The sequence below is a fragment of the Nocardioides zhouii genome (genome assembly GCF_004137345.1).
GTDB lineage: Bacteria > Actinomycetota > Actinomycetes > Propionibacteriales > Nocardioidaceae > Nocardioides > Nocardioides zhouii.
In genome coordinates, this window is sequence record NZ_SDWV01000003.1 from 259,718 (window position 1) to 283,970 (window position 24,253).

21 protein-coding genes are annotated in these 24,253 nt (G+C 69.5%); 3 read left to right on the forward strand and 18 right to left on the reverse strand.

Features of this window, described 5'->3' with window-relative positions; genetic code table 11:
- Window positions 1-26 precede the first annotated feature (26 nt).
- Entirely contained in the window at window positions 27-2,714 is a 2,688-nt protein-coding gene (locus EUA94_RS04550) for a bifunctional acetate--CoA ligase family protein/GNAT family N-acetyltransferase (protein WP_129425104.1), read from the forward strand.
- Here EUA94_RS04550 and EUA94_RS04555 read toward each other — a convergent pair.
- The 7 genes from EUA94_RS04555 to EUA94_RS04585 all read right to left on the reverse strand — a co-directional run bounded on the left by EUA94_RS04555 (window position 2,711) and on the right by EUA94_RS04585 (window position 11,028).
- Window positions 2,711-3,928: an acetate/propionate family kinase gene (locus EUA94_RS04555; protein ID WP_129425106.1), complete on the reverse strand. Its 1,218-nt coding sequence runs from the start codon at window positions 3,926-3,928 to the stop codon at window positions 2,711-2,713. The genes EUA94_RS04550 and EUA94_RS04555 overlap by 4 nt on opposite strands.
- Entirely contained in the window at window positions 3,925-6,000 is a 2,076-nt protein-coding gene (gene pta, locus EUA94_RS04560) for a phosphate acetyltransferase (protein ID WP_129425108.1), read from the reverse strand. Before pta ends, EUA94_RS04555 begins: the two co-directional genes overlap by 4 nt.
- 22 nt (window positions 6,001-6,022) lie before the next feature.
- A complete protein-coding gene (gene ppk2 / locus EUA94_RS04565) occupies window positions 6,023-6,883 on the reverse strand; it encodes a polyphosphate kinase 2 (RefSeq protein WP_129425110.1) in 861 nt (286 codons plus the stop codon).
- 86 nt (window positions 6,884-6,969) lie between these two features.
- Window positions 6,970-7,941 carry a magnesium transporter CorA family protein gene (locus EUA94_RS04570; protein WP_242494670.1) on the reverse strand — a complete coding sequence of 324 codons (972 nt, stop codon included), beginning with the start codon at window positions 7,939-7,941 and terminating at the stop codon, window positions 6,970-6,972.
- A 32-nt stretch (window positions 7,942-7,973) separates the two neighbouring features.
- On the reverse strand, window positions 7,974-9,422 hold the full coding sequence (locus tag EUA94_RS04575) for a DUF4389 domain-containing protein (RefSeq protein ID WP_129425114.1): 1,449 nt from the start codon (window positions 9,420-9,422) through the stop codon (window positions 7,974-7,976).
- Between the two features lie 25 nt (window positions 9,423-9,447).
- On the reverse strand, window positions 9,448-10,383 hold the full coding sequence (locus tag EUA94_RS04580) for a universal stress protein (protein ID WP_129425116.1): 936 nt from the start codon (window positions 10,381-10,383) through the stop codon (window positions 9,448-9,450).
- 102 nt (window positions 10,384-10,485) lie between these two features.
- The gene (locus EUA94_RS04585) at window positions 10,486-11,028 is read right to left on the reverse strand and encodes a flavodoxin family protein (protein ID WP_129425118.1); all 543 of its coding nucleotides are present in this window, start codon (window positions 11,026-11,028) and stop codon (window positions 10,486-10,488) included.
- A 158-nt stretch (window positions 11,029-11,186) separates the two neighbouring features.
- Between EUA94_RS04585 and EUA94_RS04590 the strand changes: the two genes are divergently transcribed.
- Window positions 11,187-11,738 carry a pyridoxamine 5'-phosphate oxidase family protein gene (locus EUA94_RS04590; protein ID WP_129425120.1) on the forward strand — a complete coding sequence of 184 codons (552 nt, stop codon included), beginning with the start codon at window positions 11,187-11,189 and terminating at the stop codon, window positions 11,736-11,738.
- 36 nt (window positions 11,739-11,774) lie between these two features.
- Here the strand turns inward: EUA94_RS04590 and EUA94_RS04595 are convergent, their stop codons facing one another.
- From EUA94_RS04595 to EUA94_RS04645, 11 genes are all read right to left on the reverse strand, one after another.
- Complete coding sequence (locus EUA94_RS04595; RefSeq protein ID WP_129425122.1) at window positions 11,775-12,125, reverse strand: hypothetical protein; 351 nt, start codon at window positions 12,123-12,125, stop codon at window positions 11,775-11,777.
- Window positions 12,126-12,281: 156 nt separating this feature from the next.
- Window positions 12,282-14,018: a SulP family inorganic anion transporter gene (locus EUA94_RS04600; RefSeq protein WP_207210393.1), complete on the reverse strand. Its 1,737-nt coding sequence runs from the start codon at window positions 14,016-14,018 to the stop codon at window positions 12,282-12,284.
- Window positions 14,015-14,347 (reverse strand): ArsR/SmtB family transcription factor, encoded by a 333-nt coding sequence (locus EUA94_RS04605; RefSeq protein WP_242494671.1) that lies wholly within the window; start codon window positions 14,345-14,347, stop codon window positions 14,015-14,017. The genes EUA94_RS04600 and EUA94_RS04605 overlap by 4 nt, the downstream gene beginning before the upstream one ends.
- Before the next feature lie 144 nt (window positions 14,348-14,491).
- Window positions 14,492-14,824: a cupin domain-containing protein gene (locus EUA94_RS04610; RefSeq protein WP_129425126.1), complete on the reverse strand. Its 333-nt coding sequence runs from the start codon at window positions 14,822-14,824 to the stop codon at window positions 14,492-14,494.
- Entirely contained in the window at window positions 14,769-15,314 is a 546-nt protein-coding gene (locus tag EUA94_RS04615; protein ID WP_129425128.1) for a hemerythrin domain-containing protein, read from the reverse strand. Before EUA94_RS04615 ends, EUA94_RS04610 begins: the two co-directional genes overlap by 56 nt.
- On the reverse strand, window positions 15,315-16,040 hold the full coding sequence (gene narI, locus EUA94_RS04620) for a respiratory nitrate reductase subunit gamma (RefSeq protein ID WP_129425130.1): 726 nt from the start codon (window positions 16,038-16,040) through the stop codon (window positions 15,315-15,317).
- A complete protein-coding gene (gene narJ / locus EUA94_RS04625) occupies window positions 16,037-16,735 on the reverse strand; it encodes a nitrate reductase molybdenum cofactor assembly chaperone (RefSeq protein ID WP_129425132.1) in 699 nt (232 codons plus the stop codon). Before narJ ends, narI begins: the two co-directional genes overlap by 4 nt.
- Window positions 16,732-18,381: a nitrate reductase subunit beta gene (gene narH, locus EUA94_RS04630; protein ID WP_129425134.1), complete on the reverse strand. Its 1,650-nt coding sequence runs from the start codon at window positions 18,379-18,381 to the stop codon at window positions 16,732-16,734. Before narH ends, narJ begins: the two co-directional genes overlap by 4 nt.
- 57 nt (window positions 18,382-18,438) lie before the next feature.
- Window positions 18,439-22,143: a nitrate reductase subunit alpha gene (locus EUA94_RS04635; RefSeq protein ID WP_129425136.1), complete on the reverse strand. Its 3,705-nt coding sequence runs from the start codon at window positions 22,141-22,143 to the stop codon at window positions 18,439-18,441.
- Window positions 22,144-22,157: 14 nt separating this feature from the next.
- On the reverse strand, window positions 22,158-23,375 hold the full coding sequence (locus tag EUA94_RS04640) for an MFS transporter (RefSeq protein ID WP_207210394.1): 1,218 nt from the start codon (window positions 23,373-23,375) through the stop codon (window positions 22,158-22,160).
- 312 nt (window positions 23,376-23,687) lie between these two features.
- The gene (locus EUA94_RS04645; protein WP_242494676.1) at window positions 23,688-24,005 is read right to left on the reverse strand and encodes a phosphoketolase family protein; all 318 of its coding nucleotides are present in this window, start codon (window positions 24,003-24,005) and stop codon (window positions 23,688-23,690) included.
- An 18-nt stretch (window positions 24,006-24,023) separates the two neighbouring features.
- Between EUA94_RS04645 and EUA94_RS22045 the strand changes: the two genes are divergently transcribed.
- The gene (locus tag EUA94_RS22045; RefSeq protein ID WP_165356779.1) at window positions 24,024-24,182 is read left to right on the forward strand and encodes a hypothetical protein; all 159 of its coding nucleotides are present in this window, start codon (window positions 24,024-24,026) and stop codon (window positions 24,180-24,182) included.
- The last annotated feature ends 71 nt before the right edge of the window (window positions 24,183-24,253 follow it).

A 24,253-nucleotide genomic window follows, 5' to 3' on the forward strand; every position in this document is an offset into this window, starting at 1 on the left:
GACGTCGGCTCTGGCACGTTGGTCGAGTGACTGCTGACGGTGCCCCTTCCGCCGTCGCGCGGGAATGGAGCGCCGAACCGGTCGACGTGCTCCTCGCCGACGGCACGGTCGCAGTGATCCGCTCCCTTGTCGAGGAAGACCGTGCCGCGGTCCTCGGGCTGCACGAGTCCGTCTCGGTGGACACGCTCCGGCTGCGATTCTTCTCGCCCAGCCGGGAGACCGGTCGTCGCTACGTCGACCACCTCTTCTCCCCCGACAACACCTCCTCGGCCGCCCTGGTGGCGCTCGTCCGCGGCCGCATCGCTGGCCTGGCGACAGCCGAGGTGCTCTCCCCCGACAGTGCCGAGGTCGCCTTCCTGGTCGCCGATGAGGACCGCGGCCGCGGCCTCGGCAGCCTGCTGCTGGAGCACCTCGCCGCACTCGGCCGGCGCTACGGCGTCAGCCGCTTCGAGGCCGAGGTCCTCGGCGACAACTACGGCATGCTCCACGTCTTCCGCGCGGCCGGCTTCGCGACCACCCGCACGACGGTGGCCGGCGAGGTGGAGGTCGCGCTGCGCACGGATGCCTCCCGCGAGGCCGTGGAGGCCGCCGACCGACGCGAGTGGCGTGCCGCGGCGCGGTCGCTCCGCCCGCTGCTCCACCCGACCAGCGTGGCGGTCGTCGGCGTACGCCGCTCCGCGGGCGGCTTCGGCCACGGCGTGCTCGACGCGATCCGCAGCTCGTCCTACGCCGGAACGCTCTACGTGATCCACCCCGAGGCAGAGTCGATCGACGGCCTCCCGACCAGCCGAAGCCTCGGCGACCTCGACGAGCCGGTCGACTTGGTCGTGGTCGCCGTTCCTGCCGACGGGGTCGCCGACGTGCTCCGCGACGCCGCCGCGAACCGCGCGGGCGCCGCGATCGTGATCTCGTCCGGCTTCTCAGGGACCGGGAGCGACGAGCGTCGACGGGAGCTGCTGGCAATCGCCCGCGCGCACAGCCTCCGCCTCGTCGGTCCCAACTCCCAAGGCGTCCTCGACAACGGTGAGGGCCTCAACGCCACACTGCTGCACGACGTGCCCGAGGTCGGCGGGCTGGCGGTCGCCTCCCAGTCAGGCGGCATGGGCTTCGCGCTCCTCGACCTCGCCCGCGACGTGGGTCTCGGCGTGCAGTCCTTCGTCTCCCTGGGCGACAAGGTCGACGTGTCCAGCAACGACCTGCTCGCCGCCTGGATGGACGACGACGGAGTCGCCGCCGGCGCCCTCTACCTGGAGTCGTTCGGCAACGCCCTCAAGTTCGCTCGCACCGCTCGTCGCTTCGCCGAGCAGAAGCCGCTGCTGGCAGTGGTCGGGGGGCGGTCCCGGGCCCGTCAGGACACGACCGCTGCGTCCACCATCGGCGTGGGCGTCGACGCGCTGCTCGACCAGTCCGGGGTGATCGCCTGCCGAACGGGCGCCGAGCTGACCGAGACCGCACTGCTGCTGGTGGAGCAGCCGCTCCCGGGCGGGTTCCGGGTGTGCATCGTCTCCAACACAGGCGGCGTGGGCGCGCTGACCACCGACCGTGCCGACCTCCAGGGCATGGTCGTCTCCACGACCTCCGGCGAGCTGGGCGCGGCGCTGCGCGCGGCGGTCCCGGGCGCAGTCGACGTCCGCAACCCGATAGACCTCGGAGCCGACGTCACCCCCGCCGAGCTCACGGTCGCGCTGCGTGACGTTCTCGAAGCCGGCGAGGCCGATGCCGTCCTGGTCCTGCTGGTCGCCAACCGCCTCACCGATCGCGACGCCCTGTTCTCCGCCGTCGCCCGGGCGCGGTCCTCGGGCGCCGGCGTCCCGCTGCTCCTCGTCACCCCCGGGGCCGCGTTCGACGCGGCTCGGCGCCTCCCGGGCGTCACCGGCTACCGCACGACCGATGCGGCGATCGGGGCGTTGGGTCGGGCCATGCGATACGCCGCGTGGCGACGCGTACCGGCCGAACAGCCGGAGGTCGAGCTGGGCACCCGCGGTGTCCATGCCCGCACCTGGGTGCGCTCGCGACTCGCCGCGCGCAGCGGCCAGCCGGAGTGGCTCGCGCCTTCCGCGCAGTCCGAGCTGTTGGCGCCCTACGGCATCCACCTCGTCGGCCGTCTCGCCGCCGGCCCCGACGAGGCGGAGGCGGTGGCGACGGAGATCGGCTACCCGGTGGCGGTCAAGGTGGCCGACCCGACGGTGCTGCACAAGTCCGACCGCGGGCTGGTGCGGGTCGACGTGCGCACCGGCAGCGACGTGGCCGACGCAGTGCGACGCTTCGCCGACGAGCTGGGGCACGACCGCGTCGACGTCCTGGTGCAACCGGTGGTGCCCGGACACGTCGTCTCAGTGGGCCTCGTGCACGACCCGCAGCTCGGCCCGCTGGTGAGGGTCGGGGGCGGGGCGGCTGGACCGTCCGGCAGCTGGGCCGAGGAGGTGCTGCTGCTGCCACCCGTCGAGGCGACCGACGCTGCCCGCGCGGTGCGCGCCCTCAGGATCTGGCCGCAGATGGTCGGCGACCACGGACTCGCGGAGGTGGACATCGCCCCGCTCGAGGCACTGGTGAAGTCCGTGGGTCAGCTGGCCGCCGACGTGCCTCACGTGGCGGCCCTCACGCTCGAACCCGTGGTCGTCAACGCCCACGGGCTCTTCTGCGTCGACGTCAAGGTGCGCATTGCCGAGCCACCCGAACTCGACACGGGCGTCCCGCGGCGGCTCCGCTCCTAGCCCTGCCCCTCGTCCGGTGCGAGCCTGCGCACGACGGCGATCGCCTGCCGGGCGATCTCCCCTTCCTCGTCGGTGGGCACGACGAGCACCGAGACGTCGGACCCGTCGGCCGAGACCACGCGGGCGTGAGGCGCCTGCGCGTCGTTCAGCCCTGGGTCGAGGACGATCCCGAGCCGCTCGAGCCCTCCGAGGGCCGCAGCTCTCAGCTCCGGGCTGTGCTGGCCGACGCCACCAGTGAAGACCACGGCGTGCAGCTCGCCGAGCGCGGCGTAGTAGGCGCCGACGTACTTGCGCACGCGGTAGGCGTAGACGTCGAACGCCAGCATGGCCGCCGCGTCGCCCGCCGCCCGTCGCTGGGTCACCTCGCGGAAGTCGTTGACCCCGGCCAGGCCGAGCAGCCCCGACTCGCGGTACAGCGCGCGGTCGATGTCGGCGACGGACGAGCCCAGCTCACGGTGCAGGTGGCCGTGGATCGCCGGATCGAGGTCACCGGAGCGGGTGCCCATCACGAGCCCCTCGAGCGGCGTGAGCCCCATCGAGGTGTCGACCGACCGCCCCCTGCGTATCGCGGTTGCAGACGCCCCGTTGCCCAGGTGCAGTACCACGAGGTTGGTGTCCTCGACCGCGCGGCCGAGCAGCTCCGCCGCGCGACGCGTGACGAAGGCGTACGACGTGCCGTGGAAGCCGTAGCGCCGGATCCGGTGCTCGTCGCGCCAGGCGAGAGGCACGGCATAGGTGTAGGCGTGCTCCGGCATCGTCTGGTGGAAGGCGGTGTCGAAGACCGCGACCTGCGGCACCTGGGGGAAGAGGCGCAGCGCGACCCGGAGTCCCTCGAGGTTGGCCGGGTTGTGCAGCGGCGCGAGCGGGACGAGGTCCTCGACCGTGTCGAGCAGGCGATCGTCGACCAGGGCCGGCTCGGAGAAGATGTCGCCGCCGTGCACGACGCGGTGCCCGACCGCGGTCAGGGTGTCCTGGCCGATCTCCGGCCCGTGGCGTTCGAAAGCCTCCACGGCCGAGCGCAGCGCGTCCTCGAAGTCCGCGACCCGGCGCTCCTCGGTGTGCGTCTGGCCACGGACCGAGTGCGTGAGGATCCCACTGTCCTCTCCGATCCGCTCCACCGACCCGGACGCCTCGGGAGCCCCGGAGCCGCCGTCGAGAAGGCTGTACTTGAGCGACGACGACCCCGCGTTGAGGACCAGCACCCGGTCCGTCACGACTGTGCCTGTGCCTGGATCGCGGTGATCGCCACGGTGTTGACGATGTCGCGCACCAGGGCGCCGCGCGACAGGTCGTTGACGGGCTTGCGGAGACCCTGCAGCACCGGGCCGACGGCCAGGGCGCCAGCCGAGCGCTGCACCGCTTTGTAGGTGTTGTTCCCCGTGTTGAGGTCGGGGAAGACGAACACCGTGGCTCGCCCCGCCACGGCCGAGTCGGGCAACTTGGTGCGCGCGACCGCGGCATCGATGGCAGCGTCGTACTGGATGGGTCCCTCGACGAGCAGGTCCGGCGCTCGCTCACGGACGTACGCTGTCGCCTCGGTGACCTTCTCGACGTCGGTGCCGCTGCCGGAGGTGCCCGTCGAGTACGACAGCATCGCGATCCGCGGCTCGACACCGAAGGCGGCTGCGGTGCGGGCCGAGGCGATGGCGATGTCGGCCAGCTGCGTGGCGGTGGGGTCGGGGTTGACCGCGCAGTCGCCGTAGACGAGCACCTGGTCGCGCAGGCACATGAAGAACACCGACGACACCACCGACACCTCGGGGACCGTGCGGATCACCTCGAGCGCCGGGCGGATCGTGTGAGCAGTGGTGTGCACGGCGCCGGACACCATCCCGTCGGCGAGGCCGAGCTCGACCATCATCGTGCCGAAGTAGGAGACGTCGACCACGATGTCCCGGGCGGCTTCGAGGTCGATGCCCTTGTGCGAGCGCCGCAGGTGGTACTCCCGTGCGAACCGCTCGCGCATCTCCTCGTCGTAGGGGCTGAGGAGCCCGGCGGCGGACACGTCGATGCCGAGGTTGGCGGCCTTCGCGCGGACGATCATGGGGTCGCCGAGCAGCGTCAGGTCGGCGACGTTGCGGCGCAGGAGGATGTCGGCGGCGCGCAGGATCCTCTCGTCCTCTCCCTCCGGCAGGACGATGTGGCGGCGGTCGGCGATGGCTTCGTCGAGGACCCGGTGCTCGAACATCAGCGGCGTCACGACCGATGTGCGAGCCACCTCGAGTCCGTTCAGGAGCTCCTCGCCGTCGACGTTCTCGGCGAAGAGGGTCAACGCCGTCGCGATCTTTCGCGGCGAGTCCTTGTCCAGCCGGCCGCGGCGGTTGGTCAGCGCGGTCGAGGTGGCGTGCGTGCCGAGATCGGTGGCGATCATGGGCAGCGCCACCTCGAGCCCGTCCAGCAGTCGACCCACCTGCTCGGGCAGGTCGATCCCGCCGTTGAGGACGATGCCGGAGATCTGCGGGAAGCTGGCCGACTGGTGGGCCGTGAGGACGCCGAGGACCACCTCGGGACGGTCGCCGGGGGTGACGACGAGCGCACCGTCGAAGAGCCGGTCCAGGACGTTGGGCAGGGTCATCGCCGCGACGACGAGGCCGGGGACCTCGCGTGCCAGCTGACTCTCGTCGCCACGCACCAGGCGACCGTTGCACGCCGCCATCAGGTCACCCACCGAAGGTGCGCTGAGGAGCGGCTGCTCGGGAAGGGCGAAGGCCGGCACGCCGTCGCGGCGCAGTGCCGCCGCGGTCCGGTCGGTGGCCGCGGGGTCGACCCGGTTGGCGATGACTGCGAACAGCGTCGCGTGGTGGGCGGCCAGCTCGGACTGCGCCATCGCGGCCGCCGTGCACAGCTGGTCGACACCGCGCCCCTGGCCGTTGAGCACGAGCAGGACCGGCACGCCGAGGTTGGCAGCGACCCGGGCGTTGAAGCTGAACTCCGCCGGCGCCCCGACGTCCGTGTAGTCGCTCCCGACGATGACCACGGCGTCACTCTGCTCCGCGACCTCGTGGTATCGCGCGACGATGCGGTCCATCGCCCCGTCAGGGTCGGCGTGCACCTCGTCGTAGCTCACGCCCGCGCACTCGTCGTACGTCAACGAGACAGCGTCGTGCGAGACGAGCAGGTCGAGCACGTAGTCGTGGACGTCGCCCGTCGACGCCTCGGCACGGACCACGGGCCTGAACACCGCCACCCGCGCCACACGGCGCGACAGCTGCTCCAGCACTCCGAGCGCCACCGCGGACTTACCGGTGAAAGCTTCCACACCGGCCACGTACACGCTGCGTGCCATCGCCCGAGCCTAGCGGCTGCCGTCAGAACAGCGGGGGCACGAAGGTCTGTTCGTCCATCGGCGGCCGGACGTACGGCACGTCGATCACCTCGGGCAGCTCCACCCGAGCGGGTGCGACGTCCTCGTAGTCGAACTGGGCGAGCAGGTGGCTGATGCAGTTGAGCCGTGCTGCCCGCTTGTCGTCCGACGGGACGACGTACCAGGGCGCCTGCTTGATGTCGGTGTGCTGGAACGTGGTGTCCTTCGCCATCGAGTACCTGACGTACAGCTCGCGCTCGGCAAGGTCCATGTCGGACAGCTTCCAACGCTTGAGGGGCTCCGCATTGCGGGCCTCGAAGCGCCGCTGCTGCTCCTGGACACCGACCGAGAACCAGTACTTCAGCACCACGATGCCGGACCGGACCAGCATGCGCTCGAACTCGGGACAGCTGCGGAGGAACTCCCGGTGCTCGTCCTCCGTGCAGAAGTCCATCACCCACTCGACGTTCGAGCGGTTGTACCAGCTGCGGTCGAACAGGACCATCTCGCCCGCGGCCGGTAGGTGCTCGACGTAGCGCTGGAAGTACCACTGGGTGCGCTCGCGATCTGTGGGCTTGGGCAGCGCGACGATCCGCACCGTGCGGGGGCTCGTGCGCTCGGTGATGCGCTTGATCACTCCGCCCTTCCCCGCCGACCCACGGCCCTCGAAGATGACCAGCACCTTGAGGCCCTGGGACTGGATCCAGTACTGCAGGAGCACGAGCTGCTCCTGCAGGCGCTCCATCTCGGTCTCGTAGGACGACGACCGCAGGCGTCCTTTCGCGGAGTAGCGACCGTCGTCGCTGCGGTCAGGGTCGGTGGGAGGCTGGTCCGTGTCCTGCTGCGCGCTGGGACTGCCGCTCATCTGTTCTCCTGACATCGGCGGGATGCTGCTCATTGTTCCGGAGGATTCGTGAGGCGCCAGGTGCGCTCGGAGACCTCGCCCTGAGGTCACAGCCAGTCCTTGCGCTTGAAGGCGATGAAGAGACCCCCGGACAGACTCACGATGAGAGCCGACGAGGCGATGAAGCCCGACTCGGCGGCGAAGCCCGGGTAGGGCAGGTTCTGCCCGTAGAACCCCGTGATGGCCGTCGGCACCGCGATGATCGCGGCCCAGCTCGTCACCTTCTTCGTGATGATGTTGAGACGGTTGCCCTGGATCGTCAGGTTGGTCTCCACGATGGTGGCGACCAGGTCGCGCAGGCTCTCGGTCCACTCGGTCGCCCGCAGGACGTGGTCGTAGACGTCCTGGAAGTAGGGGGTCATCTCGTGCGGGACCAGGCCGACGTCACGGCGCATCAGCGTGTTGAGCACCTCACGCATCGGCAGCACCACCCGGCGCAGGTGGACCAGGCTCTTGCGGAGCTCGAAGCTGCGTCTCTGGACGTCGCTGTCGTGGGGTCGATCGTCGAAGAGGAGGTCCTCGAGGTCCTCGATCTGGTCGTCGAGACCCTGGACGGCGTCGAAGTGCCCGTCGACCACGTGGTCCAGCAGGCCGTGCACGAGCGCACCCACGCCGTACGCCGTCAGGTCGGCGTTGCTGTCCCACCGCTCGAGGAGCTCGTCGAGAGGGAAGGCGTCCTCCTTGCGGACGGTGACGAGGGCGTTGTCGGTGATGAAGGCGGCGATCTCGCTGGTGAGCAGCTCACCTGACCGCACGTCGAGGCGCACCGCGTAGACGGTGAGGAAGTCGTGTCCGTCGTAGCGGGAGAACTTCGGTCGTTGTCGTTCACTCATCGCGTCCGCCACAGCGAGCGAGTGCAGGCCCAGCTCGTCCGCGACCTTCTGCAGGTCCACCGGGTCCGGCGGGCACAGGTCCACCCAGACGACACCCGAGTCTCGTAGGTGCTCCGACACGGCTTCGAGGCCGAACGCCTCGTCGACGAGCACCCCGTTCCGGTAGCAGCGGGTGTGCTGTGGCACCCGGGCGGTGCGGGAGCTCTGCGCGGCGACCACTACGGCGTCTCCGACGCCGTGACCCTGAGTGCGCCCCTGATCAGCACAGCCGACAGGAGCAGGAGGCATGCCCCGAGGATCGACAGGGCCGCGACGACCCACCACATGGCCGGGAGCTCGGCGCCCACCGACACGTCGACCGCCACGTTCGCGCTGCCGTCGGCGTTCATCACGACCACCGTCCAGTCGCCGTCGTCGACGGACCAGACCAGGTCCTGGGTCCCGCTTCCGGCGGACTGGGCAGACCAGCGGAGCGCCTCGGCGGGCGCCGTCCCCGGAGCCCCGCCGGACGAGTCCTCGTAGACCGGAGTGCCACCGGTGTCGGCGGCGTCGAAGTCCACGACGACCGTGTGACCGACGTCCGCGAGGTAGGCCCTCACCTCGTCCGTGGGGCCGATCCCCACGAAGACGGGCGCCCCGTCCAGGGCCGCCACCCGCACCCTGGTCTCACCGAGGAGCCGGTCCGGGATGAAGCCTGCGCCGTCGTCGATCTTCGTCTCGAGGTTGACCGAGCTGAGGGCGTACGTCGCCGTCGTGAGCTCCTCGTCCGCGGACATGTAGAACCCGTCGTCGTCCTGGAAGGTCCCCTGGAGCACGGCCAGGGTCGCTCCTCCTGCCAGCAGCCCGCCGGCCGCTGCGAGGGTGAGGCAGCCCAGGACCATGGTCACCACGCGACCGGCCGACCAGGTGCTCGCCGGCGCCGGAGGAATGGCGGGTGCCGGGCGGACAGGCGCGGGTGCCCGGCTCGACGCGACGTACGACGTGATGGTGACGGGCGAGCCCGGGTCGGCTCCGCCCATGTCCAGGCGGAAGGGCGGGTAGTCGTCGGTCATGAGACCGGCGTACGCCGCGACCCGCAGCACCCAACGGTTCAGGCCGAGGACCAGGTCGAAGATCGAGGACGGATAGCGCCCGGTGAAGAGCAGGACGACGCCCGCGACCAGCACGAGGACTCCGATCAGGCCACCGCCCCACATCCACGGCGCCTGCTCCCCCGACGTCGCCTCGTTGGCGACGTAGACCGATCCACCGACGAAGATGCCGACGACCGCGTAGTGCGGAAGGGCCAGGAGCCACCACTTCACCAGCACCAGGCCGCGCGACAGGCGCTCCGGGTAGGCGATCTCGAGGTGCGCGGGGTACTCAGGGACGTCAGCCAGGGTGAACGGCGGGTAGCGATCCGTGGCCAGGGCGCCGTACGCGTAGTACGCCACGCGCCAGCTCCAGCGCAGCACTCCCACGTTGAAGTCGAAGATGCCCCGCGGATAGCGCCCTGTGAACGCGATGGCGAAGAACGCCACGATGCTCAGCACGGCGAACGCCAGCCACAGGAACGCCAGGACGACGTAGTGCGGGATGATCAGAAACCACTTGACGAGCCAGAGCCAACGGCTGAGCCCCGGCTCCGGGGACGCGTCCACGCGGACGGGGTAGGTCGTGGTGCTCATGGTCCTGCCTCTCTGGGATGTGGTCTCAGCGTGTGGCGAGCGAGGCCCCGGAGACAGAGCCGAAGGTCACCGTCGGTCCGGGATGCTCCACCCGTTCGCGGACGATGAGCACGGTGCACGGGGCGTGCTTCAGGACTCCCCTGCTGACCGACCCGAGAAGGACGCGGGGCAGGCCGTGACGGCGGCATCCCATCACCAGGAGCTCCGCGTCGCGTGCCGCCCCGGTGATTGCCAGGACCGTCGGACCGACAGGCAGGCTCACCTCGACACTGACGTCCGGATACCTCTCCGCCCAGCCAGCCAACGCCTCCGAGACCAGGATCGCCTCTTGGTTGACCTGGTCAGCGCGGGTATCCGGAGTGCGGCTCACCGTCGCCCGGGTCCAGGAAGCATGGATCACACGCAGGTCGACGCCCCTCAACGAGGCGTGGTGGAAGGCATGGGCCAGGGCGACCTTCGACGTCGACGATCCGTCGATGGCGACTGCCACCCCGTGAGCGGTCGAGGTTGCCCGGGTCGGCCCACGGACGACGGCCACGGGACACACTGCCTGGCTCACGACCTTCGAGGCGACCGCACCGAGCAGTGACCCCGTCCACGCGTTGTGGCCACTTCGCCCCAGCACGATGCTGTGTGCGTCCGACGAGTACGCGACCAGGGACCGAGCCGCCGGTTCGAGATCACTGTGCGTGGTGACGACGAGTCCGGGAGAACGCTCCGCGGCGCGCAGCTTCGCAGCAGCGAGGTTCTTGTCCGCCACGGCGCGTGCCTCTCGCGCGATCATGGCATCCACGAAGCCGGCGTCCGGGTCATCACCATGGGACCCATGTACGCCGGCGCTGAAGACGTGGAGCCGAAGGCCCTGGAGAGATGCAGCGTCGACCGCCCAGTCCAGTGCGGCGTCGCTGTTCGCGGAGCCGTCGATGCCGACGACGATGGTCTCAGTGCCGATGCTGTTCATACCGTCGATGCTTGCCCGCTCCACGGAGCACGGGCAGAGGCGAAGGCCCTCGGAGCCCGGGACGACGGACCTCAGTGCCGCACTACGCGGCGCCGACGGTCGTCACTCGGAGCGAGCCGCGACGAGGTCCGCCCGAAGGACCTCCACCAGGGTCTCGCCCCAGGCCCGGGCGCGCTCGCGCTCACCTGGATGCACCGGGCCAGAGATCCCGTCGACATAGAAGCTCGAGCGGTCCACCACCGTGAAGCCCCGCGCGCCGAGGATGCGTGCGGCACTTCGGGCAGCCGACCCCGGAAGGTGCCTGACCCGCGACACCCGGGTGTCGAAGAGCGCGACGCGCGGAAGTCGGGCCTGGTCCTCATCGACCTGCAACCCGGCCAACCACTCGCGCAGGCCCATGGTCGCACGGTCGAGCTGGGCGCCCTTCGCCACGGCCTCGGTGCGAGAGGCCGGTCGGCTCAGGGTGAACGCATGGGTGGGAGCGCCCAGCACCACGAGGTCGCACGGCGGCAGCGGTCGACCCGGGATACTTGTCACGTCGCCCGAGACGACCTCCGCACCGGCGGCGACCAGGCCCACGCTGACCTCGGCGGCCAGACCTGCCGTGTTCCCGAACATGGACTCGTGCACGACGACGACCTTCATGGGGTTCCTCTTCCGATCTCGGCTGTTGGTGAGCCCAGCCTCGGCGCTCATGCGCCACAACCGCAGAGGCCTTCGACACCTGCGGTCGGGACGGTCGACTCTGGCAAGGAGTGCGAGATCGGCACAGGCTGGAGCTACGCCACCAGACGGAGGACCGCATGAGGACGAGCAAGGCCAACACACCCCGCACGTTCACCGACCTCGGCGCCGACGAGTGCTGGAGGCTCGTGGGAGTTCACGGCGTCGGCCGCGTGGTGTTCGCCGGGGCCACGTACACGCGAGTCGTGCCGACGACCTACGACGCGATCCACGGCACGGCGTACTTCCGCGCGCCGACCTTCGGGGAGCTCGCACGCCGCGCCGACGGCCACGAGGTGTTGTTGTGCGTCGACAACGTCGATCGCCATGACCTGACCGGTTGGTCGGTCGAGATGACCGGGACAGCGCACCGGGTCGAGGACGCCGCCACCGTGGCGACGTTGTGGTCCCTCGGGCGCCCTCAGTCGTGGTTCCCGGGCCTGCAGACCCAGTGGATCGCGCTGCCTGTTGCCCAGGTGCGGGGCCAGCGGGTCAGCGACCACCGGTATCGACGCGGATCCACCCACTCGGGCACGATCAGCGACGGTCACCCCGTGGCGTCGGACGGTCGCCGCCTCACGGTCTGGGAGAACGAGGGTGGACAGGTCCGGGAGCTCCCCTACCGAGGGTGACGACCGCGGGGGGCCTGCGGCATGAGCCCAGGTGAGTCAGCGAGCGAAGCAGAAGTAGCCGCCCACGAGGGACGGAACCAGTCCGAAGACGAGCCAGGGGGTCACGGGGCTCCTGCGGTGGATCGCGAAGCCGGCGGCGAGGGCGAGGCAGCCCATGACGCCGGCGATGACGAGGAGCCCGATCCGCGACGACGCTGGGAGGGAGTCGGTGTAGTAGGCAGCGAAGACCATGCCGCCCGCGAGGTGGGAGATGATCGAGACTGCCAACACCGACATCACCCAGCGCTGCACCACCTCGGTGCTGTGACGTGAGGGCACGGTCGACATCTCTCCGGGGACCATCAGGTGCCTGCGCGTCTTCTGCGGCGCTGCGGTGGGGTAGCTCACCGGAGGGTCCGTAGCCGGCGGTCGGAGATCTGCCGCACCCGGGCGATGACTCTGCGGGCCTGGTCGCCCGTGACGGGTCCACGCGTGAGGTGCACTCGCTCATCGGGGCGGCGAGGTGCTGGCCGGGTCCGGTGGACCTGGGGGTGACGGGGTCGGTCATGTGATCGCATGGCTCTGGCTTCCTGTGGTGCGTGCCACGGCGTCGGCCAGCAGCTGCCGGGCGGCGTTGATGGCTTGTGGCGTGTCGGGCAGGATGCGTCCGGCTGCGCGCAGGGGGCCGGCGACTCCGATCGAGGTGAGAACCGCCTCATGCGCCGGAGCAAGAGCCGAGAGCAGGACCGGGATCCCGCGACGCTGGAGCCTGGTGATGGTGTCGCCGAGGACGTGCGCACCGGTGGCGTCCAGGGTGGTGACGCGCGACATCCTCAGGATGACGACGTCGACCTCTACCAGGTCCGGCAGCTCGAGCAGCAGCCGATGGGCCGCGGCGAAGAACAGCGGGCCATCGATGCGGTAGGCGACGACGTGCTCGGCGAGCAGGGCGCGCTCGTCCTCACTGTGGTCGTCCGAATCGAGAGTGACTTCGTCGATCCGGGCACTGCTGGCGACGTTGCGGAGGGCGAGGACGATCGCGACGGCGACGCCGACTCCCACGGCCGCGACCAGGTCCAGAGCGACGGTCACGGTGAACGTCAGGCAGACGATCAGGCCGTCGGAGGGGGTCGAGCGGACCAGGGCGATCAAGGAGCTCGCCTCGACCATCCGCACGCAGGTCGCGAAGAGCACGCCGGCCAACGCGGCCAACGGGACAGAAGAGACGAGAGGCGCCGCGACGAAGACCAGGACCAGCAGAATCACGGCGTGACTGACCGCCGCCAGCCGCGAGCCAGCACCGGCGCGGACGTTGACGGCCGTACGGGCGATGGCTGCCGTGGCCGGAATGCCGCCGAACATGGGGACGACGATGTTGGCCAGCCCCTGGCCGAAGAGCTCCCGGTCGGGGTCGTGACGTTCGTTGACCGTCATGGCGTCCGCGACCGTTGCGCTGAGCAGGCTCTCCAGCGCGGCGAGTGCAGCGATGGCCAGTGCCGATGTGGCCAGCACGCTGATGGCGCCGAGATCCACGAAGCCCAGCGAGGGCGCCGGAAGGGTGGAGGGGAGATGTCCCAACGTGTCCAGCCGCAGGTTGCTGTAGTGCGCCGCCGCCGTGGCAATGGCTATGCCGATGAGGGAGTACGGCACGCGGGGGTGCCACCGCGCGCCGACCAGCATGATCGACATCACCCCGAGCGCCACGGCCGGCGCGGCGAAGTGGGGGTGGTGGGCGAAGCGAACAGCCGCGTCCGCTGCGGCCGCCCAGACCTTGTCGCCGGTGGCGTTGGTGACGCCGAGGGCCGAGGGCACCTGCTGCAGGGAGATCACCACGGCAATGCCGGCGGTGAAGCCCTCGATCACCGATACAGGCAGGTAGCGGACGAAACGGCCCAGCCGAGCGAAGGCCATACCGACGAGCACCAGACCAGCGAGGAAGCCCACCATGAGGACCCCCGTTGCTCCGTGCGCATGAACCACGGGGATGAGCACGACGGTCATCGCGCCGGTGGGACCTGACACCTGGATGTTGGACCCACCGAAGAGCGCTGCGAGGACCCCAGCGACGACGGCGGTGGCGAGCCCGGCCTGCGCTCCCAGTCCCGAGGCCACTCCGAACGCGAGGGCAAGCGGGAGGGCGACGATCGCCACCGTGAGTCCAGCGACCAGGTCCTGACGGGGGTTGCGTCGCATCGCCATGAGGTCGCCGGGGCGGGGCAACAGCCCGCGCAGACCTTCGTACGACGTGCGAGCAGCGGTGCTGAGCGAGCCGAGCGTACGAACCGTCCCGGCGCTCCTCACCTGGACGCGGCTGAGTCGCGGAGATCCGCGAGAAGGTCCTGCTGGTCAGCCGCCAGGGCGGCGAGGATCCGACGCCCGTCGTGGAGAAGCCGGGCGATGTCAGCGGTCGTGAGCGAGTAGAGCACGGTCGCACCCTCGCGAGAGGACCGAACCAGGCCGGCGCGGCGAAGGACTGCGAGCTGTTGGGACAGGTTCGAGGCCTCGACCTCGATCTCGGCCAGCAGCTCGTGCACCGGCCGCGGCCCGTCCTGCAGCAGCTCGAGGACGCGGATGCGGGTCGGATGGCCGAGAGTCCGAAACAGCTCCGCCTTGATCTCGTACAAGGGCATGTTGCCCATTCCGTACTCCGTCCCGGTGCTGGCTTACTTGCATCATACATCACATGAAGATGTCTTCAACAACACCGGCCAGGTCGACTGGCTGACGGCCGTGTTCCGCGCCATCCATGTCGCAGGGTCCGTACCGGCCAGCGGTCAGCTCCGCACGGCCACGGTCAGGAGGACCGCCGAGTCCTCCACGGCATCGAGGGCGTGCCGGGAGTCCGGGATGGTGAGGAGGTCGCCGGGCGACCCGTTCCACTCGTCCGTGCCCGCGCGCAACGTCACGCGGCCGTGCAGGACCTGCAGGGTCGCCTCACCCGGGTTCTCGTGCTCGTCGAGCCTCGAGCCTGCGCGGAGCGCGATCAGGGTCTGCCGCAGGGAATGCTCGTGGCCTCCGTAGATGGTGTGGGCGCTCCGCCCGCTCGACGCCTCACCCGCGGCTGCCAGGTGGTGTCGGACCAGAGCCGTCAGTGATTCCTTCTGCATGGGGCTCTCCTTGTGTCGGTTGCGGTGGGACGTCGAGAAGGAAGCTCGGTGAGCTCCTGCGGGCCTTGTCCACGGTCGCCCACCCGGTCGCGCCGAGCGTGACCACGGACACCGGGAAGATTCCGAGGTCCTCCCGCTCGACGTGGGTGTCGAGGTCGTCGAGGAGCTGTGACACGTCCGCGGCGAACGAGGTGGCGTCGACGTCGAGCGCTGCCACGACGGCTGCGAGGTCGCGGTGCTCTGCCTCGAGCGCCTCGATCTCGTCGATGAACTCGTCCTCGTCACGCATGGCCAGGAAGATCCCGGCCTCCTCCCGTCGGACGTGCCGGTCGAGATGCGCCACGAGTCCCGACAGGAGATGCATGGCGCCGCGACAATCGCCGGCCCCCAGCGCCTGCCGGACGTAGTGGCCCTCGTCCGCGAGAGCGGTGTGCTCGTCCATCAGCTCGGCGATCGCCGGCACCTCCCGGCAGCCGCAGTACTCACACACCTAGCCCACCCGGTCCCATCCGCGGCGAGGGCGGTGACTGCCGAGCTCTTGGTCGCGGCTGCGGTAGACGATGTAGGGACGCGTGAGGTAACCCAGCGGCGCGCTGAACACGTGCACCAGACGCGTGAAGGGCCACAACGCGAAGAGCCCGAAGGCCACCAGGGCATGGAGCTGGAAGCCCAGCGGCGCGTCCCCCATCAGGTCGGCGTCAGGCTGGAAGGCCAGGAAGGAACGGAACCAGACCGACACCCCCTGGCGGTAGTTGTACTCACCACCGATGGTGAGGATCGAGCCGGCCACGGTGTTCCACATCCCCAACAGGATCGCGACGATCAGGAAGGCATACATCACCTTGTCCATGACGGTCGTCGCCGAGAAGACCGGACCGACAGTGCGGCGCCGGTAGACCAGGATGGCCAGCCCGACCACGGTCGCGATCCCGGCCAGCAGGCCGCCGCCAACAGCGGCGACGTGGTAGGCGTGCTCACCGATGCCCACTGCGTCGGTCCACGACTGCGGGATCAGCAGCCCGAAGACGTGGCCGCCGACCACGCCGAGCATCCCGAAGTGGAACAGTGGGCTGCCGATGCGCAGCAGCCGGTTCTCGTAGAGCTGAGACGACCGCGTCGTCCAGCCGAACTTGTCGTAGCGGTAGCGCCACAGGTGCCCCGCGACGAAGACCGTGAGGCAGATGTAGGGGACGACCACGAAGAGGAAGTCGTTCATGCGAGCACCCCGGGGAAGGACGGCATGGGCAGGAGCGTCGGTCCGGAGGCCGCACCCGGGCTGAACTGCGGACTGGCGAACGGCGCCAGCCCCACCTCCTCCTCCGGTGGACCCTCGGCCGCGAGCCGTCGGACGGCGTCGCGCTCCTCGCCGCGCAGCGGCGGCAGCGTCGCCGTGACCGCGTCGATGAGGCTGGCCCAGGGCGAGTGCATGTCGCGGAGAGAGAGCCGCAGCAGCTCGAGACCGGCCCTGTGGTCCAGCATCAACTGTCGCCCGAGGTCGCGGTCGATCGTGGCCGCGAACTCGAGCACGACGCAGAGGTGGTCGGGCAGCTCGGCGTCGTCCAGCTCGAAGCCGGTTCCGAGGTAGGTCTGCTTGAAGCGCAGCAGGGCCATCCCCCGCTTGCGGGTGTCACCGTGTGCGAAGTACGTCAGGAAGAGGTTGCAGCGCCGCCGGTTGTCGAACGTCTCGACGTAGTCGGCCTGGAGCTCGGGCAGCGGCGTCGACTCGAGATGGGTCAGGAACTCGCGCAGCGAGTCACCCACCCCCGGTGGCAGCGTCGCGGCTGCCGTCCTGACGAGCGCGGCGTGGACCAGCACCTCCTCGTCGGGGTAGTCGAGGAGGAGGGACACCGACTGCCACACGACGGTCAGCTGGTCGGGCGAGAGCCCCGACCTCGTCCGACGGCCGCTCACGAGCCCGACCTCTTCGACGGGAACAGTCCGGGAGGGGACCCCTTCCCGTCCCAGTTCAGCAGGTTGATCCGGGCACCCTTGTCCTCCGGCCCCGCCAGCGAGTCGGAGGTCTGCCGGTCCTGCAACATCTGGAAGTTCTCGACCGCGATCGGCGTCGGCACTCCGGAGCCCTCGCCGAAGAGGTCCTGCTGGCCGCCGCCGTACTCCGAGACGGAGCACTCGGTGGACAGCTCCTCCAGCGAGTGAGCCTGCTCGGTGTGCGCGGCGGGGATGACGTAGCGCTCGTCGTACTTCGCGATCGCGAGCAGGCGGTACATGTCGTACATCTCCTCCTCGGTCATGCCGACCGCGGCCGGGATCGAGGCGTCGGGGTCGCGGCCCATGTTGATGTCGCGCATGTAGCAGCGCATCGCAGCGAGCTTCTTGAGGACCGCGTCCACCGGCGCCACGTCACCGGCCGTGAACAGCTCGGCGAGGTACTCGACCGGGATCCGGAGCGCGTCGATGGCCGCGAAGAGGTTGCCCTTGTCCTCGGCGTCCTCCCCCGTCTCGGCCACCACGTCGACGACCGGCGAAAGCGGCGGGATGTACCAGACCATGGGCATGGTGCGGTACTCCGGGTGCAGCGGCAGGGCCACCTTGAAGGTGTTGATCAGCGCGTAGATGGGCGAGCGCTGGGCGGCGGCTATCCAGTCCCTGGCGATGCCCGCCTTCTCCGCCTCGCGGATCACGTCGGCGTCGAACGGGTCGAGGAAGACGTCGCGCTGCGCCTCGTAGAGCCCGTGATCCTCCTCGGTGGAGGCTGCCTCCAGCACCTTGTCCGCGTCGTAGAGCATCAGGCCGATGTAGCGCAGGCGGCCGACACACGTCTCGGCGCACACCGTGGGCAGGCCGACCTCGATGCGCGGGAAGCAGAACGTGCACTTCTCGGCCTTGCCCGTGCGGTGGTTGAAGTAGATCTTCTTGTAGGGGCAGCCGGACACGCACTTGCGCCACCCGCGGCACTTGTCCTGGTCGACGAGGACGATGCCGTCCTCCTCGCGCTTGTAGATCGCGCCGCTGGGGCACGAGGCCGCGCAGGACGGGTTGAGGCAGTGCTCGCAGATCCGGGGGAGGTAGAACATGAAGGTCTGCTCGAACTCGAACTTCACCTTCTCGGCGATCTTCGCGAGCATCGGGTCGCGGTGCGCCGTCTCGGTCGAGCCTCCGAGGTCGTCGTCCCAGTTGGCCGACCACTCGATCTTCATGTTCTTGCCGCTGATGAGCGACTTCGGGCGGGCGACCGGAGTGTGCTCCTGGGCCGGCGCGTCGGTGAGCGTGGAGTAGTCGTAGGTCCACGGCTCGTAGTACTCGCCGATCGAGGGCAGCTTGGGGTTGGAGAAGATCGTGAGCAGGTTCTTGAGCCGACCACCTGCCTTGAGGACCAGGCGTCCGCGGTCGTTGAGCTCCCAGCCGCCCTTCCACTTCTCCTGGTCCTCGTAGGTCCGCGGGTAGCCGAGGCCGGGGCGCGTCTCCACGTTGTTGAACCAGATGTACTCGGTGCCGGAGCGGTTGGTCCACGCCTGCTTGCACGTGACCGAGCAGGTGTGGCAGCCGATGCACTTGTCGAGGTTCATCACCATCGCCATCTGGGCCATCACTCGCACGGCAGTGCCCCCTCGGTGGTCGAGTGGCGAGCGCCAGCGAGCGTATCGAGACCCATGTCAGTACTCCACGTCTTGCGAGCGCTTGCGGATGATGGTGACCTCGTCGCGCTGGTTGCCGGTGGGGCCGAGGTAGTTGAAGGCGAAGGTCAGCTGTGCGTAGCCACCGATGAGGTGGGAGGGCTTCACCAGCAGGCGCGTGAGCGAGTTGTGGATGCCTCCGCGCTTGCCCGACGTCTCCGCGAGCGGTACGTCGATGAGCCGGTCCTGGGCGTGGTACATGTACATCGTTCCTTCCGGCATCCGGTGCGAGACGATCGCCCGGGCCACGACCACACCGTTGCGGTTGACGGCCTCGATCCAGTCGTTGTCCTTGATCCCGACCTTGACCGCGTCCCGGTCGCTCATCCAGATGTTCTGGCCTCCGCGGGACAGCGAGAGCATGAAGAGGTTGTCCTGGTACTCCGAGTGGATCGACCACTTGTTGTGCGGCGTGAGGTATCGCACGGTCAGCCCCTCGACCTGCCCGTTCGATCCGTCGGAGACGTTCCCGAGGTTGGGCTCCGCGAACAACGCGGCCATGTTGAGCGGTGGCCGGTAGACCGGCAGGCCCTCGCCGAGCTCGGTCATCCAGTCATGGTCCAGGTAGAAGTGCATGCGTCCGGTGAGGGTGTGCCAGGGCTTCTTGCGCTCGACGTTGATCGTGAAGGGCGAGTAGCGCCGACCACCGGTCTCCGAGCCCGACCACTCCGGTGACGTGATCACCGGGACCGGCGGGCCCTGCGTGTCGGCGAAGGTGATCTGCTTGCCCTCGTGCTCCTCGGCCAGGTCGGCCAGCCGTACCCCCGTCCGCTTCTCGAGGGTCTTGAAACCCTGGGTGGCGAGATGGCCGTTGGTGGTGCCGGACATCGCCAGGATCGCCTCGCAGACGTTGACGTCCTTCTTCAGCGAGGGCCTGCCGTCGGCGACTCCACCACGCACGGCACCGTTCTTCGCCCTCAGGTAGTCCACCTGCTTGCCGAGCTCGAAGGTCACGCCCTTGGTCGTCGCGCCGAGGGTGTCGACCAGCGGCCCGAGGGCGTTCATCTTCTCGGCGACCGCGCCGTAGTCACGCTCCACCTCGACCAGCTTGGGCATCGTGACGCCGGGGACCGGCTCGCACTCGCCCTTCTTCCAGTCGCGTACGACGCCGTGCGGGTTCGCCATCGCGTCTGGCGTGTCGTGGGTGAGCGGCACCGCCACGACGTCCTTGCGGACGCCTAGGTGGGTGGCCGCGAGCTCGCTGAACTTCTCAGCGATCGTCTGCCAGGCGTCCCAGTCGGTACGGGTCTGCCATGGCGGCGCGATCGCAGGGTTGAAGGAGTGCACGAACGGGTGCATGTCGGTGGTGTTGAGGTCGTGCTTCTCGTACCAGGTGGCCGCGGGGAGAACGACGTCGGAGAAGATCGTCGTGCTGGTCTGCCGGAAGTCGATCGTCATCAGCAGGTCGAGCTTGCCCTCGGGTGCCTCGTCGCGCCACGTGACGTCGACCGGGCGGTGCTCTTCCGGCGTCTCGGTGGCTCGCACCGAGGAGTCGGTGCCGAGCAGGTGCTTGAGGAAGTACTCGTTGCCCTTGCCCGACGAGCCGAGCAGGTTCGCCCGCCAGATCGACAGGATGCGCGGGTAGTTCTGCGGCGCGTCGGGGTCCTCGCCGGCGAACTCGAGCTTGCCCGACTTCAGCTGGTCGACGACGTACTCCCCCACCGGCTTGCCGGCCGCGGCCGCGTCGTCGCTGAGGTCGAGCGGGTTGCGGTCGAACGTCGGGTAGGACGGCATCCAGCCCATGCGCGCGCTCTGCGCGATCACGTCGGCCGTCGACTTGCCGGCGAGCTGTCCGGTGCCCGTGGTCGCGGACAGGGTGTCGGCGCCGAACTGGTCGTAGCGGAACTGGTTGGTGTGGAGGTACCAGTAGGCCGTCTGGATCATGTTGCGCGGCGGCCGGTTCCAGTCGAGGGCGTTGGCGATCTGCGTGTATCCGGTGATCGGGCGGACCTTCTCCTGCCCGACGTAGTGGGCCCAGCCGCCGCCGTTGACGCCCTGGCAGCCGGTGAGGTTGGTCAGCGTGAGGAACGCGCGGTAGATCGTGTCGGAGTGGAACCAGTGGTTGGTGCCGGCGCCCATCACGATCATCGAGCGGCCCTTCGACTCCTCGGCGTTGGCGGCGAACTCGCGGCCGATCCGGGCCGCAGTCGCGGCCGGCACACCGGTGATGGCCTCCTGCCAGGCGGGGGTGTACGGCGACTCCGCGTCGTCGTAGCCCGTGGCCCACTCACCCGGCAGGCCGGGACGCCCAACGCCGTACTGGGCGAGGAGCAGGTCGAAGACCGTGGTGACGAGATGACCGCTCACGCGACGGACGGGCACCCCCCGCGGCAGGTCGGCAGCGGCACCGTCGGGGTTGTCGAAGCGTGGCATCCGCACCAACACGGTCTCGACGGGCGAACCGTCGCCGTCGAGCATCGAGAGCCGGGGGTCGACGTCGCCGAGCTCGAGGTTCCATCGGCCGACGCCCGCATCGCCGAAGCGGTGGCCCAGGGAGCCGTTGGGGACGACCGCCTTACCCGTACGTGCATCGATCAGGACAGTCTTGAAGGCGGCGTTCTCCTCGTCGGCCGGTATCGCGTCGAGGTCTGCGGCAGTCAGGAACTTGCCCGCGGTGAGCCGCCCGTCGACACCTTCGTCGAGCTTCACGAGGTAGGGCAGATCCGTGTACGTCTTCACGTACTGGGTGAAGTAGGGGGTGTCGCGGTCGACGAAGAACTCCTGGAGGACGACATGGCCCATTGCCATCGCTAGTGCGGCGTCAGTGCCCGGCTTCGCGGGGAGCCACTCGTCGGCGAACTTCACGTTGTCGGCGTAGTCGGGGGCGACCGCGATCACCTTCTGGCCGCGGTAGCGCGCCTCGGTCATCCAGTGCGCGTCCGGCGTACGCGTGACCGGGAGGTTGGAGCCCCACATGATGAGGTAGCCCGCGTTCCACCAGTCGCCCGACTCCGGGACGTCGGTCTGGTCGCCGAAGACCTGCGGGGACGCGACCGGCAGGTCGGCGTACCAGTCGTAGAAGCTCAGCATCGAACCGCCGATGAGGTTCACGAACCTGGCACCCGAGGCGTGCGAGACCATCGACATCGCGGGGATGGGCGAGAACCCGGCGACGCGGTCGGGGCCGTACTTCTTGATGGTGTGGACGTGGGCCGCGGCGATGATCTCCGTGGCCTCGTCCCACGTGGCACGCACCAGCCCGCCCTTGCCGCGGGCGGACTTGTAGGCCTTGGCCCGCTGCGGGTTCTCGACGATGTGCTCCCAGGCCTTCACCGGGTCACCGCCGTGCTGCGACTTCGCCTCGCGGAACATCTGGAGCAGTACACCGCGCACGTAGGGGTAGCGCACCCGCGTCGGCGAGTAGGTGTACCAGGAGAACGCCGCACCGCGCGGGCAGCCGCGGGGCTCGTACTCCGGGGAGTCGGGTCCGACCGACGGATAGTCGGTCTGCTGGGTCTCCCAGGTGATGATCCCGTCCTTGACGTAGACCTTCCACGAGCATGACCCCGTGCAGTTCACGCCGTGGGTCGAGCGCACGACCTTGTCGTGGCTCCAGCGGTCCCGGTAGAAGTCGTCGGCCTCGCGTCCGCCGGCCTGGCTGAGCGTCCTGAGGTCCTCGGAGACCGTGCCGCGGGTGAAGAACCGCCTGCTGCGCACGAGTGCGTCACTGAGGGGCCCGTCCATGCCGATGTCCTTGCTCAAAGGGCTTCCTGTCGCTGGGCGGTGCGTCGGACGATGGTCAGAGTGAGGACGAGGGTGAGGGCAGCGGTGCCGGCGAGCAGCCACAGCCCGATCGCGTAGGACTCGGTGCGGCCGTACACGAAGCCCATGATCAGTGGGGGCACGAAGCCGCCCAGGCCGCCGGCAGCTCCGACCAGACCGGTCACCCCACCGACCCGGCTCGGTTCGGTCACCCTGGCGATCAGCGCGAACGTCGCCCCGCTCCCGGCACCGAGCGCGGCCGCCATCGCGAGGAACGCCACGGTCCCGACGCCCTCCAGCGGCGGGGCGCCGGCCGACACGGCTGCGCCCACCGCTACGACGGCGTACGACGTCGCCAGCACCGGAATGGCGCCGAACCTGTCCGACAGCCAACCACCGACCGGCCTCATCACGACCGCGACCAGGACGAAGCCGGCCATGCGGTTGGCAGCGTCGGCAGGCGTCAGGCCGTGGGCCGTCTTGAGGTAGGCAGGGAGATAGACCGAGAAGGCCACGTAGCCGCCGAATGCGACTGCGTAAAGGACGCACGCCTGCCAGGTGATGGGCAGCCGGGCGTTCGCGTTGAGCCGGCTCGCCAGGCTCGTGGTCGGCACCACCCGCCCCGGCGCGTCGCGCAACAGGAGCCAGGCAAGCACCGAGTAGACCGCCAGGACGACCGCGGTGATGAGGAACGGCGCCTTCTCGCCCACGTTGGTGAAGAGCTTGACCGTCGTGAGGGCGCTGATCGCCGTGCCGCCCATGCCAGCGCCGAAGACACCGATCGCGAGACCGCGACGCTCCGGCGGGAACCAGGCGTTGACGAACGGGACCCCGACAGCGAACACGGTGCCGGCGATGCCGAGGAAGAAGCCTCCGACAAGCAGGAGGGCGTAGGAGTCGAGGGCGACGAAAGCGATGAACAGGACTGGGACAATGGTGACGCCCGAGACGATCGGGAACATCACGCGACCCCCGTAGCGGTCGGTCATCGCGCCCGCCACGATCCGCCCGAGCGACCCGACCAGGACCGGCACCGCCACGAGCAGTGCGACGTCCGACTCGCTCAATGCACCGAGCGCACCGGACTCCCGGAACATCGGACCCAGCGGGCTGATGAGCGCCCACGCCCAGAAGTTCACCGCGAAGCCGACCGTGGCCAGAGCCAGCATCACCGTCGCTCGGGGACCGAATCCTGCCTCGCGCCCACCGGTCATGCCCGCCCGCCTCGCATCAAGGATCTGAGGTCACCGGGGGCCGGGGCGACGTGCGTCAGCGAGTGTGTCACATGCAGAGAGGTCACGCCGTCACGGTGCAGGCACGGCCGCACCGCCGGTCAGAGGCGAAGGTCCCTGCCATCGCGGCGAGAAGTCCTGTCGCCGACGGTCGGGTGCCCGTACGCGCTGGCCTCGGTCCGGGCGAGTCTGGTGACATTCAGCTCACACATCCACCGGGGTTCGCGGACCAGCAGCCCGCGCACTGCACCGTGGCCGTCGTCCCGCTGTGCGGCTCGTAGGTCAGGGAGCACCTCACTCGCGCGCACCGACGCGCCACTCACGGATCTCGGGCAGGTCCTCCATGTGCTCACGCACGTGGGAGGTGTGACGGGCCAGCTGCTCGAGACACCAGGTCTGCAGCTCACCCGCACCGGGCAACGAGGTGTGCGAGTTGTTGATCGCATCCATGACCAAGTGGAACCGTGAGATCCGGTTGAGAACGGTCATGTCGAACGGTGTCGTCGTGGTCCCTTGCTCGATGAACCCGCGGACGTGGAAGCGATCGGCATCGGGGCGTCCGTGCACGAGCTGGTGCACCGCCCCCGGGAACCCGTGGAAGGCGAAGACCACGTCCAACGGGGGCAGACGATGCCTGAGTTCCAACTACGCCGTCTGCTGGAGGTCAACCGGCTTGCCGTGGAGCATCCCGACCTTCCGACTGCGCTGCGCCAGATCGTCGAGGCTGCGCTGGATCTAGGGCGTGTCTCCAATGTTGAGCGTGGTTCGGGCTTGATGCTGGGCCCATGACGCGGATGGCGGTGCTCAGCGATGAGATGTGGGCTCAGATCGAGGCGGTGCTGCCGCCGGTAAAGGGCGCG